We start from the raw sequence: 13285 nt of genomic DNA, 5'->3' as shown, positions 1-13285 counted from the left end.
AATAATGATTTATTATAGGAAGCAAAGAAGAGAATCAACAAGTTGATTTGATGAAGCGTATTGCTTTGCGGAGCAGATTTATCTGCCTTCTCTCTTAAAATAAGAATAAGTTTTTTATAAATCTTTGCGTTAAAAATAAGGTATGCACTACTTTAAAACTATTGTTTTGTAAGCTAATATTTTCAATCTTTTACTCCTTTTACCCATTCCTGAAATCTGGTTAAGAAAGATTCGTGTTCTTCTTTTTCTTCCGGACGGTTTACAAGGATGTGTTCAAAATAAGTTCCTTTTAATATTTTTCTTAAAATTCCTTCTCCTAAGAAAGGTTTATAGTCATTCAGAGCCTGGGTCGCTTTTAATAAATGTCGGATGTCATACTGTAACGGATTGATGTCCGGAACCTGTTTATTAAGGTTAAGAAGACTGTAAACTGCTATTCTTGCAGTTCTTACAGAGCTTTCCATAGTGAAGACAACATCATTATTGGTTTCTACAAACTGTCCTACAAGACCTAAGTTGGTACATCCTTCAGGAACCACTCTCGGACGGTCTCCCATCGCTCTCGGCATAAACATAGAAGTGATATATGGCATGAATGCTGTACGGACAATGGTATTTTCTGTGACATTATCCAGCTGATCTGTTATTCCAAGGTGGTAGCACAGCTCGGCCATAATCTCGTTTCCGGTACACTGAGGCATTGTTTTTTTGATATAATTACCTTCTTTATCCATCAGTAAAGCATATACCCATACTACAAGGATGTCATCCGGCTGAGTAGGGAAGTGCGGTTGCCTGTTGCAGGTAAAGCTCATCACCCAATTAGAATCTGTAATGGTAATAATACCTCCTGTGGCTGTTCTTCCTGAATAAGGATCATTTACACACAGTTCTTTTAGCTTTTCTGTAAAAGCAGAAGGACGGCATGTTAAGGTAGCAGATTCCCAGGAAGATTTTTCAATATGGCTGCAGAATTTTTCAGGTTTCCCGAACACTTCAGATTTTGCGGCAAGATTTTTCCAAAGTTTCCATCCTGCACTTTGTCCGGCGCTGCTGTTGTCTATGGTGACTTCAGGAACGGTATTATTGTCTCCGTAGAATGTACTTTCAGTCATAGATCCGGTAGTCACAATTACGTAGTCGTTTTTACCAACCGGTATTCTTACTTCTTCGCCATTTTGTTCAGTGATGATTCCTTCAACAGTTTTTCCTTCTGTATTAATATGAATATCAAGATCTTTTACTAATGTATTGAACTGGATCTGTACTCCTTTTTCCACCAGGAAGTTTTTTAATGGAGTTACATACGTGTCATACTGGTTGTATTTTGGGAATACCAGACATGAGAAATCTTTCATTCCATCAATGGCGTGGAGGAACCTGTGCATATACAGTTTCAGTTCCAGTAAGCTGTGCCAGTTTTCGAAGGCAAACATAGAACGCCAGAAAAACCAGAAATTACTGTTGAGGAAAGATTCAGAAAAATAATCTTCAATCGTAAGATCATCCAGCTCTTCTTTTTTCTTTAGCAATAGTTTTACAATCGCCAGCTGATCTTTTTTCTCAAGTCCAAACTTACTGAAATCTTTGATCTGTCCTTGATTATGGATGAGTCTCGCTTTGGAATAATTCGGGTCGTTGTCATTGATAAGACGGTATTCATCCAATACACTGTAAGGTGCAGGCAGCTCCAAAGCAGGAATATCCTGGAACATATCCCATAAATTTTCATAGGTCATATCCATTTCTCTTCCTCCACGGATGATGTAACCGTCTTTTGCGTTACCGGCACCATCCAGAGATCCGCCTTCCACATTTAGCTGATCAAGGAAAATAATGTTTTTGCCGGGTACACGGCCGTCACGGATAAAATAATAAGCGGCAGACATACCCGCAATTCCGCTACCTACAATATAGATTTTACTGTTTTCGTAAGATTGCAAAGGAATACCTTTATTACGTTGATAATTTCCGATCTGATCGGAGAAAGGCATCGTTTTTTCAGGAGTGTTAATCTGAACTTCTTTACTTGAATCCGGTTCGTGGTTTACATTTCCAAACTGCTCAGAGGCATTTAAAACTTTATCGAATTTTGAATTGATCGTACTCATCTTTTATTGTTTTTAATTAACAGTATAAAGGTACCTCTATTCAGAAAGCAATATATATCCCCAAGTTCAGAATTATTATCCCCAAATTCTCATGACTGAATATTTTCTTTAGTTCTGTACTCCGATGGAGAAAGTGCAGTATGTTTTTTGAAAAAACGGCCGAAAGCTGATGCCGAGTTAAACTGAAGCTCAAAGGCGATCTCCGATATGGTGACCTCAGGGTTTCCAAGCATGACATACGCTTCCTTCAGTAATGCTTCATCAATCACTTCATGAGGTGTTTTTCCGCTTGATTTCTTAATGATTTCGATGAGGTATTTATTGGAAACATGAAGTTGATCCGCATAAAACTGAACCGTTCTTTCCCTGGTGATATTTTCACGGATCAGTTTACTGAATTTGAGATAAAGGTCTTTTTTTCCTTCTTCCTTTTCCGGATTTGCAGCATTTTCCTGTTCCATAATTTCAGCAGTCTCCAGCAGCAGATTGAAAATGATGGTACGGATAATCTCCTCTGTAAATTTTCCCTGCTTTTTCGATTTTTTATCAAGGTAATCCAGAAGATTTTGCAGAAGTGAAGAATTGGTTGCCGTAGTTTTTACGACGCTGTATGAACCTTTGGAGAAAAGATTCATTTTCTCAATGATAAAAGGATTGGAAATATTTTTAATCAGAAAATTCTTGTCGAAGAACAGCAGTTTCATCGTAAAATCATCACTGGTTTTTCCAAATTTTACAATGGTAGAGGGTGCGGCAATAAGAAAGCTGTCAGCATCTACTTTGTATTTCTGACGGTCTATTTCAATATTGATTTCTCCGGCAGTACAGATACATAGTGCATAATAATCCATTCTGAAAGGAGCTTTTGGAAATTCAAAAATGGGTTTTCCGGAAGAAATGTAATAGGATTGGCAGCAGTCAATACTGTAAAAAGATAGCGTATCATGTAAATTTTCGTAGGTTATCATTCTTCAGTATTGGTTAAAATTTTATTATGTTTCTAAGTGAATTTAGTATAAAAGCATTTGTTGTTACTGCAATTTACGATTTTTATAAAAGTTTATTGTTTTTATATAGCAGATAAAACTGTTTTTTCAGATTAAAGTTGATTGCCTGTTGAAGGTTATTGATAAAAATAGGGTTTAAACAAAGACTTTTGGGTTATTTTTATCTAATTTTGCACTTTCAAATTTCCCCAAAATATTATTGTGAGATTAATTAACGTATATACGAGTTCTTTCAAAGGACTCTCGCAGGAGAGTTGGATGCTGGCGTTGGTAATGCTCATCAACAGGGCCGGCTCTATGGTACTTCCGTTTCTGGGAGTTTATATGACGAATCATTTGCATTTCAGTATTGAAAATTCCGGAATTGTACTGAGCTTTTTTGGAATAGGTTCGGTTATCGGATCATGGCTTGGAGGTATGATTACGGATAAAATAGGAGAGTACAGAGTGCAGAGTCTGAGTTTGCTTTTCAGCGTTCCTTTATTCTGCTTAATTCCGCTTTTTACAACAGAAGCCGGATTGGCAGGAATTATTTTAGCCCAAAGTATTGTAAGTGAAACGTTCCGTCCCGCAAACTCGGTGGCGATTACCAAATATGCAAAACCTGAAAATATTACCCGTGCTTTCTCGCTCAATCGTATGGCCGTCAATCTTGGGTTTTCCATTGGTCCTGCACTGGGTGGTATTTTGTCGGCTATTTCTTATGAATTTCTGTTTTTCAGCAATGCATTGGCTGCTTTGCTTGCGGGATTGATGTATATATGGTTCTTTAAAGACCGGGCACGATTAGCTAAACTGAAAGCAAAAAAGGTAAAAGAAGCTATTATTATTAAAAAAGAAAGTTCACCTTACCGCGACAGTAAATTCCTGATTTATTGTGTATTCTGTATGCTGTTTTCCATATGTTTCTTCCAGCTGTTCAGTACCCTGACGATATTTTATAAGGATACAGCTCATCTTAGCCAGCAGAATATCGGATATATTCTGGGATACAGCGGCTTTCTGATTGTACTGCTCGAAATGGGACTGGTACAGATTGCTGAAAAATATTTTACTTTAGCCTTTACTATGCTGATCGGGACTTTCCTGTGTGGTATTTCCTATGCCATGCTTGCTTTCGATTACAGTCTGATTACCCTGGTACTGTCTATGACATTGCTTTGTGTGGGAGAAATATGGACACTTCCATTTATGTCAACGATTACGGCATTGCGTTCAGGAGAGAACAATAAAGGCGCTTATATGGGACTGAACGGAATGTCATTCTCCATCGCGTTTATTGTAACACCTTATATAGGAACACTGATAGCAGAAAAATTAGGTTTCAACGCATTATGGATCGGAACAGGAGTACTGGCGGCAGCTATTGCTATTGGCTTTTATTTTATCGTTCCATGGATGCTTAAGGATAAAAATAAGGTAGAAAAAGAGATGATATAACGCTTTTGATTAAAAAATAAAAAAGGTTTCGGGCAATTTCGCAGAAATTGCCCGAAACCTTTTTTTAATATCTGTAATCATTTACGATGAAAATCTGGAAAGAATCGAATTGATGATCATATTCGCATGAATCCTTGAATTTTCAATAAACCATAGATGAGTATCTTTTCCTCCACAAACTACTCCTGCAAGATAGAGATTAGAAATATTGGTTTCCATGGTTTCAGGATGGTAAAAAGGATTCAGGCAGTCTCCGTTGAGTTCTATTCCTGAATTTTTCAGAAAATCAAAATCAGGAAGATAGCCTGTCATGGCCAGAACAAAATCATTGTCAATTTCATGAATAGCTCCGTTCTCATCTTTAAAAACAACAGAATTTTCTTTAATTTCGATCATTTCTGCATTAAAATGGGCCTTAATGCTGCCCTCTGCAATTCTGTTTTCAATGTCTGGTTTTACCCAATATTTTACACTTTTGGAAATCTCAGTATGACGGACAATCATCGTTACATCAGCTCCTTTTCTGTACATTTCCAGGGCTGCATCTACAGCAGAATTACTGGAGCCTACCACCACAATTTTCTGCCTTGCATAGGGGTAAGGTTCCGTATAATAATGTTTAACCTTCGGAAGGTCTTCACCCGGAATATTCATCAGGTTAGGAATATCATAAAACCCCGTAGCGATGACTACATTTTTAGCCTGATAATTCGCTTTGGTGGTTTTGATCTCAAATATTTCATCATTCTTTGAAACGCTCAGAACTTTTTCATACAGGTTAATATTCAGGCTTTTTTGTCTGGCAATTCCCTGATAGTATTCCAGCGCTTCCTGCCTTCCAGGTTTTGGAGCAGTAGAAATAAAGGGAATCTCATCAATTTCCAGCTTTTCAGCAGTGGAGAAAAAACGCATGTACAAAGGATAATTGTACAGTGAATTGACAATGGTTCCTTTTTCTATGATTATATGACTAAGATTGTTTTTTTGAGCTTCAAGGGCGCAGTTCAGACCAATAGGTCCGGCCCCGATAATCAGAATGTCCAACATTTCCATCTAACAAATGTACGATGTAATTTTTAAAATGAGAAGCGGAAACCTACCAATCCTCATAGTCTTTATCTCTTTAGATTATGTATCGCTTGGCATCAGTTTTGGTGTTTTTTACTCATTGCAAAATGTAAAATATGAAAAAATTATTGATTACTGTATTCGTTTTGAGCCTTGTTACAGCCTGTAAGAAAGAGGCCGGGAAACCTGTTCCGAACGAAATAGATTCTATTGCACAAAATAAAACAGACACTGCAGGTACGGTTCAGACCCATGAGGATAAAGAAGCCGCTTTAAAGTTGGCTAATGATGAGGTTTTGAAAGCACTGAAAGATAAAGATTATGCAACTTTTGCCTCCTTCATTCACCCGCAAAAAGGGATCCGTTTTTCAATGTATGCTTTTGTTAATTTGAAAGAAGATAAACATTTTTCTAAAGCAGATTTTGAAAAGTACCAGCCTACTAAAACCTTGTTTACATGGGGTACACAGGATGGTTCAGGAGATCCTTATAAAGCAACCATTAACGATTATCTTGGCAAATGGGTTTTTTCTAAAGATTTTACAGCTTCACAATATTCAGTGAATAAATTTATCGGCGGAGGAAACTCCCTGAATAATTTAAAGGAGATATATCCAAAAGCTGATTTCACGGAAAATTATATCAAAGGAACCGAAAAATCCGGTAATATGGATTGGAAAACGGTTCGTTTCGTATTTGAAGAATTTGAGGGTAAATACTATCTGATTGCCGTTGTGAATGACCAGTGGACGATATAGAAGTTAGAAGTTAGAAGTTAGAAGTTAGAAGTTAGAAGTTAGAAGTTAGAAGTTGGCGACTGGAATAAACTTCCAGCTTCCAGCCTCTAACTTCCTTTCTTTTTTTATTTCAAAACTTCAGTCAGCTGTTGAGTAAGATTTTTTCTTGAGAACTGCTCAATATGCTGGGTGTTTTCAAGAAGACTTCCGTTTTTCCAAAGATTGAATTTTTCAAGAATAAAGCTCTTGACTGCTTCTGTATCCTGATAACTGAAATGTTTTCCTGCCTGCGTCTCTTCCAGAATTTTTGCCACATCAGCTTTGTCAGGACCGAATGAGAGAATCTGTTTTCCCGAAGCCAGATATTCAAATATTTTTCCGGGGATAATTCCTTTTGAAGAATCATTCGGGAAATTGGTGATCAAAAGCAGATTGGAATTCTGCATCTCTTCTACGGCTTTTCCATGAGCAAGATATCCAAGGTTCAGAATATGATTTTTGAGACTTGAATTTTCGATGGATTGTAGGATTTTATCATCTATTCTCCCTACAAATTTTAATTTAAAATCAGCAGCAAATTCAGCGTTTTCTTTGATAAGTTCATCAAGAGCTTTCCAAAGATTTTCGGGATTTCTGAGCTGTTCAAGAACCCCGATATAACTTAGAGTAAATGCTTGTCCATTTTGCAAATTGGGCTTTTCGCTATTTTGCCCCTCTTCTTTTTTACCGGAATCACTTTCATCAAATCCATTGGTAATACAAACGGCATTGGCTCCTGCTTTCCTGAAGTTTTCGGCATCAGTATAACTTGTTGCCAAAGTGATGTCTGCATTCTTAAATACAGCACTTTCCAGCTGCCGGTGTTTTTTATCTGAACTTTTAGTTAATTTCAGATGTTTGTAGTAGGAGATCTCTGTCCATGGATCACGGAAATCGGCAATCCATTTCAGGTCCGGCATTTTGCTTTTAAGCCCCAAACCAATTAAATGCAGCGAGTGGGGAGGCCCGGACGTTACAATCGTATCTATTTTATTTTCTTTCAGGTATTTTTCTAAAAATGTAATGGATGGTTTTACCCAAAAAACTCTGGCATCAGGAATGAAAAAATTACCTCGTACCCAAATTGAAAGCCTGGATTTCCAGCTTTGGTTTTTTCCAACATCAAACTGTCCTGCCTTAAATTTTTTATTGCTCTTATTCAGTTTTTCAGCCAGCTGATAAGGTTCCCAGATTTTGGTTCTTACCATCTCGATATTTTCCGGAATATCTTTCATCAATGTTTCGTCCAGCAATGGATAACTTGGATTTTCCGGGGTATAGATGATCGGTTTCCAACCAAAATCAGGTAGATATTTTGCAAACTTCAGCCATCTTTGAACACCAGGACCTCCCGCAGGAGGCCAGTAATAGGTGATAATCAGTATTTTTTTCTGTTCCATTTTCTTAGCTTAAATACTTTCTGTCATTCTGAACGAAGCGAAGCGCAGTGAAGAATCTCACGCTATCTCTTCATTGAGAAATTTCCAATCTGGATTGAATCCATTAATTAAGTTTTCTTTCTTTTGTCTGGTCCAGCCTTTTATTTGTTTCTCTCTATTTATTGCTGTCTCAATGTTGCCAAAATGTTCAAAATATATTAAATAAAAGCATTTATATCTTGAAGTGAAGCTTTTTTCAATAGCTTCAGGGTTTTTATGCCAATATAATCTGTTCTTTAAATCGTTGGTAACCCCTGTGTATAATACTGTTTTTATTTTATTAGTCAGTATGTAAACGTAGTAATTATGAGTGCCAAACGTTTTCATTTGAGATTCTTCATTACGCTATGCTTCATTCAGAATGACATTGCGCAACATTATTTTTATTATTTAAACACTTTGTTCAGCAGCAATTTCTTTTTTCCTGTTTTTGTTCATCCAGAAAAGTCCAAATGCAGCCAACAGGATAAATAATCCGAATGAAAGAAGAGAAAGCCATTTCCCTTTTTCAATCACTTCAGGTTCGAAAACCATTCTAATATGGTGGTTTCCTGCCGGAACATGTACGGCACGAAGCAAATAATCTGCTTTGATGTATGGAACTTCTTTTTCATCTACCAGTACTTTCCATCCGTGTGGATAATACACTTCAGAGAATACAGCCAATTGAGGCGTCTTCGACTGGGATTTAAATTCAAGTTCGTTAGGCTGGTATTTCGTAAGATTGATGAATGCGGTAGAATCTGCCTGAACAGGTTTGTTATCAAAATAAGATTTGTCAGATGAAGCAATAACAGCTGTTTTCTTATTGTCAATAGTCCCGATAGCTTTAATTTCCTGATTAGGAGTATCTGCAAATTTTAAATCACTTACAAACCATGCATTGCCATTGGCTTTTGGATTAGGAACAACCTGTGGCTGATCTGGTCCCCCGAAAATCATGTATTTGGCATTCAGTAAATTTAATACATTAGGCGTTTTTACACTGTCAATGCTGTTGATATATTCATTTAATACATCATCGTATCTTCTTAATTTTACAGCATGATAACCGCCAATAGAAGCTTTAAAATAAGAGGTATTGGTTTCGCTGGTTACGCCCAGTGTCTGGTTGTAGATTCTGTAATGTGTTTTATCTTTTTCAGCAATAGTTTCCAATGTTTTGTTGATATTGACATTGGATAAAATAGATTCAAGATTTGGATTTCCCTGTACTTTTTCAGCCAGAAGATCTGAACTTTCTGTCTGGAAAGGATTTTCAGCAAAGATTTTATCTACGTAGTTTTCGTCATTTAAATAACGTTTGTTTACCGTCCAAAGATCAAATAAACTGACAAGTCCAATCACTACCAAAGCAATATTCTGATTAAGCTTTTTCTTTAAAGTTAAGAATAACGCAGCTGCAGTAATCGCCACATAAATGAATGCTTTTATGGCATCTATTCTGAACAGTTTATATCTCTCATCTACAAGATAATCGAGTAGGAAAGGAGGGAAATAAGTCTTTTCATTTTCTGTCGCAAATCCTAGTAATGACTTTCCAAAGATTAAAAGAATCAATAAAAAACCTAAAGTTCCACCTCCTACATAAAGAAGGATTTTTTGCTTATACTCTTCAGTCAGCTTTTCATCTGTAAAAAATCTGTATAATCCCAGAATAGCGATTAACGGGAATAATAACTCTACTACAACCAGGATTGAAGAAGGTGCTCTGAATTTATTATAGAATGGCACGTAGTCGATAAAGAAATCAGACAATGGCATAAAGTTACTTCCCCAGGCCAGTAAAATAGTCAGAATGGAAGCTCCTAAAATCCAGTAACGGTATTTTTTCGAGGCAAAAAAGAATCCCAATAAAGCAAGAAAACAAACAATTGCTCCCTGATAGGCAGGTCCTGAAGTTCCCGGCTGGTCTCCCCAGTAAGTAACCCCGCTGAAACCTTTGGAAATTCTGTCCATTTCAGCCTGTGAACCCACATTTTCCTGAACCAGCTCCTGCACTCTGTTCATGATTTCTTTTCCTTCAGGTTCCTGGCTTCCGCCTCCCATTAATCTTGGAATGAAAAGGTTTAAAGTTTCCAGTTGCCCGTAGCTCCACATCAGCATACTCTCTTTATCCATTCCGGATTTTCCTGAAGTATGGCTGTCGTTATTTAAAATCTGCTTTCCACGAACCGTTTCTTTTACATATTCTGAATTGGCCATGATTCTTTGTGAATTCATTCCAACCCCGATAACACATGACGCTGCGATAATTCCTGATGAAATGAGGAAGTGCTTCATCGGTGTTTTTTTCTGGATGGCTCTGATCAGTTCAGAAAGGAATAAGAATCCTAAAGCAAGAAACAGATAATAGGTCATCTGCGGGTGATTGGCCGCGATCTGAAGCCCCATAAAAAGGGTCGTGACGATGAATCCCCAGATGTATTGTTTCCTGATATACACCAGTAAAATTCCGGCTAACAGCGGTGCGAAATATTCAATGGTATTTACTTTACCATTATGTCCGGCTGCAATAATAATATAAAAATAGGTGGAAAGTCCGAAGAAAGTAGCTCCCAAAAGAGCATATTTCCAGTTTCTGACCACTACCATTCCCAAAAGGAAAAAACCTGCAAACAGCAGGAAGAGATAATTAACCGGCCTTGGCAGGAAATTCAGATTGCTGTCGATTTTTTTGATGATATCACCTTTGAACTGGCTTCCCATCTGATAAGTCGGCATTCCCCCAAACATGGAGTCACTCCAATAGGTTTCATTTCCGGTATTGGCTCTATAGTCGAGCAGTTCTTTTGCTCCTCCTCTGTACTGTACAATATCATGCTGAAAAAGCTGTTTCCCTGAAAATACAGGAGTGGAATATAAAAATGCTAAAACTATAAATACTACTAATGAAATTGCAATATAAATTAAGTTTTTATTTTTTGCCATGCTGGTTATTATCTTTTATTTCTTGGAATTTTTACCTTTTGTCATTACTCTCTTTCACCTCTTCGTAGTCTACCGTTTCAGCATCCCACTTAAGGTTCTTTTTGTTATTCTTATTCGAGTTGTTGATGTCCTGCTGCCCGTTGTTTTGATTATTGTTATTAAAACGGTAACTATAGAATGTCTTAAAGAAAATTCTTTTCAGAATATTCCAGACAAAGAAAATAATAATGGCAGTGAGTACTAACTCAAGAATGTACTTCATAATTTTTTTGTTTAAAGTTCAGGGTTTAAGATGTAAACTTTAAACCCTGAATGTTTATTCAAGTTATTTAGCAGATGGGTTGACCATTACCGAAGAATTGGAAACGCTCTTCATAGACTGAGACTGTTTTCCATCTGAAATGGTTTCTATCTGAGTTGTTTTTACGTTGATATTCTGGTTGGTTATCCAGCCTGTGCTTTCGTCAAACTTAATGGTTCCGTTCTGAACAAGCTCACTGCTCAGGCTGTGGGTGATAGGTCCCTGAGTTTTCTTTTCTGTTTTCTTGGGAATACCTCCGGTTACTGCAATTTCTGCAGCTCCGTTTCCTAAGCTTTTCATTACATAATTGGAGGTTACTTTAACAGCTCCGCTAGCGTCAGCATTTTCAGAAGTTGACCATTTTTCTCCGATTTTAACTCCTTTTTTAGGAATAATCATCAGGTTTTTATGAAACTGGTCTTTCAGTACTTTTTCGTTGAATGACTGCTTAAGACTTGCTACTACGCTTGCTTTTTCATTGGCATCTTTGATAAGTGTACCCACTGCGTTACCCACTTTTGTGTAAACAGCATCAAATCCTGTAATAGAAATCACATTCCCTTTTGTATCCATCTTCATCTGAAGTTTGTTTCCGGTAAGCGCTTTGTTGACGTTCCAGATCATTTTAAGATCATCTTCTTTAGGAAGAGGAAGTTTGGTGTCTACTACTACCGTTTTTCCCTGTGCCGACTGAGAGCTTCTCTTTGCTACAAGGTTAAGGGTCATTTCATATACGTTTCCTTTGATGTCATCCACTACAAAATTCATTTCATCTGTAGATTCGCTGGTAGCGGTGATGGATTTCCCCTGAGGGTCAGTCATAGTCTTCACATCTCTCTGATAAGTGGTAAGAGGATATGTTTTACCTTTTTCCAGCTTGAAAGTCTGTGTAATAACTCCCGCAGAATCTTTGATAGCCGGGTTTTCTGAAACTTTCGCTACAGAATCAGCAGGAACTTCTACCGTTACTGTTTTTCCGGTTTTAGGATCTACTTTCGTTATTTTTGCTGTTTCTTTTTTACAAGATACAAGAGCTATTGATGATATAAGCGCAAGCGCTGCAATATTCTTCATTCGATTTTTTTAACTTTATTTTTTACTACTGTTTCTTAATATATTATCTGCAATATCATGCAGTTTCCCCTGGGATTCTCCATCCGATTCATTGGAAAGTACAACGACTCCCATATTTTTTGACGGATATATCTGCAGAACACTTGAAAAACCAAATGTACCTCCTGTATGATAAACGGTTTGCGTTCCGTCTTCATAAGTGTGCAGCCTCCAATACAATCCAATGGCATCTCCTTTATTATTTACAAGAGGAGTATGGGATGCTTTTACATACATATTACTCTCGCCGAGATGATACTGCATATATTTCACGAGATCCCCCGTGGTGGACATAATTCCACCGGCAGGAGCAAAGATTGTTGTGAAATTTTTCGGCATTATCTTTCCTTTTTCGTTATAACAAGTCAATAGCTGTGCAGAATTCGTACCAACAATGGTCTGATTCATTTTCAAAGGCTTTGTAATATACTCTGACAGGAGATCTGCATAACTTTTATGGTACACTTTTTCCAGGATATCCCCGGCGATCTGTGTTCCGACATTGGAATATTTATACTCTGTTCCGGGTACAAAATCTACTTTAGCCTGATGAAGATCTTCATAAAATTTTTTCCTTGAATAGTTCTTATAAAAATCAGACAGTGCCAGGGCAACAGAGTCCATTGGTTTTTTGAATGTTTCAGACTGATCCGGCAAAAACTGTGGCAGCCCCGATGAGTGATTGGTAAGAGTGCCAATCGTTATCGGGTACTTTTCAAATTCCAGATTAGGATAATTGCCATCCAGATATTTTCGGATATCGTCATCCATTTTGATTTTTCCATCTACTAAAGCATGAGCCAGAAGTGTTCCTGTAAAAGTTTTGGTGATAGATGCAATCTCGTACAGACTTTTAGAGGTCGGAAGTTCTGATTTCCCTATTTCTGTTGTCCCATAATTATAAAAATAACTTTTACCATCTTTGAAAATGCCTATTGAAATTCCTACACGTGCAGGATCCTGCATATAAGCAACAGCTTCTTTCTGAACCATCTTATCAAGATCAGTGGTAAGACGGTTGTCTGTTGCTATTTTTTTTGCCTGGGCGTTAAAAGCCAACGGGACAAAAAATAAGGGTAAAAGTGATTGTATTTTCATG

At 37.3% G+C, this 13285-nt stretch carries 11 protein-coding genes; 2 read left to right on the top strand and 9 right to left on the bottom strand.

Annotated elements, in window-relative coordinates:
- Positions 1-182: 182 nt before the first annotated feature.
- Together AC5YGI_RS04690 and AC5YGI_RS04685 are read right to left on the bottom strand one after the other, a co-directional pair.
- Positions 183-2111: an oleate hydratase gene (locus AC5YGI_RS04690; RefSeq protein WP_496167648.1), complete on the bottom strand. Its 1929-nt coding sequence runs from the start codon at positions 2109-2111 to the stop codon at positions 183-185.
- Positions 2112-2200: 89 nt separating this feature from the next.
- The gene (locus tag AC5YGI_RS04685) at positions 2201-3079 is read right to left on the bottom strand and encodes an AraC family transcriptional regulator (protein ID WP_330747262.1); all 879 of its coding nucleotides are present in this window, start codon (positions 3077-3079) and stop codon (positions 2201-2203) included.
- A gap of 297 nt (positions 3080-3376) precedes the next feature.
- Here AC5YGI_RS04685 and AC5YGI_RS04680 point away from each other — a divergent pair, with 297 nt between their 5' ends.
- Positions 3377-4558 carry an MFS transporter gene (locus AC5YGI_RS04680; protein WP_496167716.1) on the top strand — a complete coding sequence of 394 codons (1182 nt, stop codon included), beginning with the start codon at positions 3377-3379 and terminating at the stop codon, positions 4556-4558.
- 81 nt (positions 4559-4639) lie between these two features.
- On the opposite strand, the gene AC5YGI_RS04675 is transcribed toward AC5YGI_RS04680, so the two are convergent.
- On the bottom strand, positions 4640-5611 hold the full coding sequence (locus tag AC5YGI_RS04675; RefSeq protein WP_496167647.1) for a YpdA family putative bacillithiol disulfide reductase: 972 nt from the start codon (positions 5609-5611) through the stop codon (positions 4640-4642).
- 131 nt (positions 5612-5742) lie between these two features.
- Here AC5YGI_RS04675 and AC5YGI_RS04670 point away from each other — a divergent pair, with 131 nt between their 5' ends.
- On the top strand, positions 5743-6384 hold the full coding sequence (locus AC5YGI_RS04670; protein WP_496167646.1) for a hypothetical protein: 642 nt from the start codon (positions 5743-5745) through the stop codon (positions 6382-6384).
- A 104-nt stretch (positions 6385-6488) separates the two neighbouring features.
- Here AC5YGI_RS04670 and AC5YGI_RS04665 read toward each other — a convergent pair whose 3' ends face one another.
- The 6 genes from AC5YGI_RS04665 to AC5YGI_RS04640 form a co-directional block, all read right to left on the bottom strand.
- A complete protein-coding gene (locus AC5YGI_RS04665) occupies positions 6489-7802 on the bottom strand; it encodes a glycosyltransferase family protein (protein ID WP_496167645.1) in 1314 nt (437 codons plus the stop codon).
- A 57-nt stretch (positions 7803-7859) separates the two neighbouring features.
- Positions 7860-8168 (bottom strand): GIY-YIG nuclease family protein, encoded by a 309-nt coding sequence (locus AC5YGI_RS04660; RefSeq protein ID WP_330747258.1) that lies wholly within the window; start codon positions 8166-8168, stop codon positions 7860-7862.
- Between the two features lie 63 nt (positions 8169-8231).
- Complete coding sequence (locus AC5YGI_RS04655) at positions 8232-10772, bottom strand: YfhO family protein (RefSeq protein WP_496167643.1); 2541 nt, start codon at positions 10770-10772, stop codon at positions 8232-8234.
- 31 nt (positions 10773-10803) lie between these two features.
- Positions 10804-11034: a hypothetical protein gene (locus tag AC5YGI_RS04650; protein ID WP_110010142.1), complete on the bottom strand. Its 231-nt coding sequence runs from the start codon at positions 11032-11034 to the stop codon at positions 10804-10806.
- A gap of 63 nt (positions 11035-11097) precedes the next feature.
- Positions 11098-12147: a DUF6263 family protein gene (locus AC5YGI_RS04645; RefSeq protein ID WP_227942940.1), complete on the bottom strand. Its 1050-nt coding sequence runs from the start codon at positions 12145-12147 to the stop codon at positions 11098-11100.
- Positions 12148-12162: 15 nt separating this feature from the next.
- On the bottom strand, positions 12163-13284 hold the full coding sequence (locus tag AC5YGI_RS04640; protein ID WP_496167642.1) for a serine hydrolase domain-containing protein: 1122 nt from the start codon (positions 13282-13284) through the stop codon (positions 12163-12165).
- Position 13285 lies beyond the last annotated feature (1 nt).

Source organism: Chryseobacterium sp. CS3K3.1 (genome assembly GCF_059515165.1).
The sequence above is the reverse complement of the archived record's forward strand: the minus strand, read 5'-3'. Positions and strand labels throughout refer to the sequence as shown.

Excerpts from the sequence above, each read along its gene's own strand:
- AC5YGI_RS04690 (WP_496167648.1), bottom strand. The coding sequence starts at position 2,111 with ATGAGTACGATCAATTCAAAATTCGATAAAGTTTTAAATGCCTCTGAG.
- AC5YGI_RS04685 (WP_330747262.1), bottom strand. The coding sequence starts at position 3,079 with ATGATAACCTACGAAAATTTACATGATACGCTATCTTTTTACAGTATT.
- AC5YGI_RS04680 (WP_496167716.1), top strand. The coding sequence starts at position 3,377 with ATGCTGGCGTTGGTAATGCTCATCAACAGGGCCGGCTCTATGGTACTT.
- AC5YGI_RS04675 (WP_496167647.1), bottom strand. The coding sequence starts at position 5,611 with ATGGAAATGTTGGACATTCTGATTATCGGGGCCGGACCTATTGGTCTG.
- AC5YGI_RS04670 (WP_496167646.1), top strand. The coding sequence starts at position 5,743 with ATGAAAAAATTATTGATTACTGTATTCGTTTTGAGCCTTGTTACAGCC.
- AC5YGI_RS04665 (WP_496167645.1), bottom strand. The coding sequence starts at position 7,802 with ATGGAACAGAAAAAAATACTGATTATCACCTATTACTGGCCTCCTGCG.
- AC5YGI_RS04660 (WP_330747258.1), bottom strand. The coding sequence starts at position 8,168 with ATGAAAACGTTTGGCACTCATAATTACTACGTTTACATACTGACTAAT.
- AC5YGI_RS04655 (WP_496167643.1), bottom strand. The coding sequence starts at position 10,772 with ATGGCAAAAAATAAAAACTTAATTTATATTGCAATTTCATTAGTAGTA.
- AC5YGI_RS04650 (WP_110010142.1), bottom strand. The coding sequence starts at position 11,034 with ATGAAGTACATTCTTGAGTTAGTACTCACTGCCATTATTATTTTCTTT.
- AC5YGI_RS04645 (WP_227942940.1), bottom strand. The coding sequence starts at position 12,147 with ATGAAGAATATTGCAGCGCTTGCGCTTATATCATCAATAGCTCTTGTA.
- AC5YGI_RS04640 (WP_496167642.1), bottom strand. The coding sequence starts at position 13,284 with ATGAAAATACAATCACTTTTACCCTTATTTTTTGTCCCGTTGGCTTTT.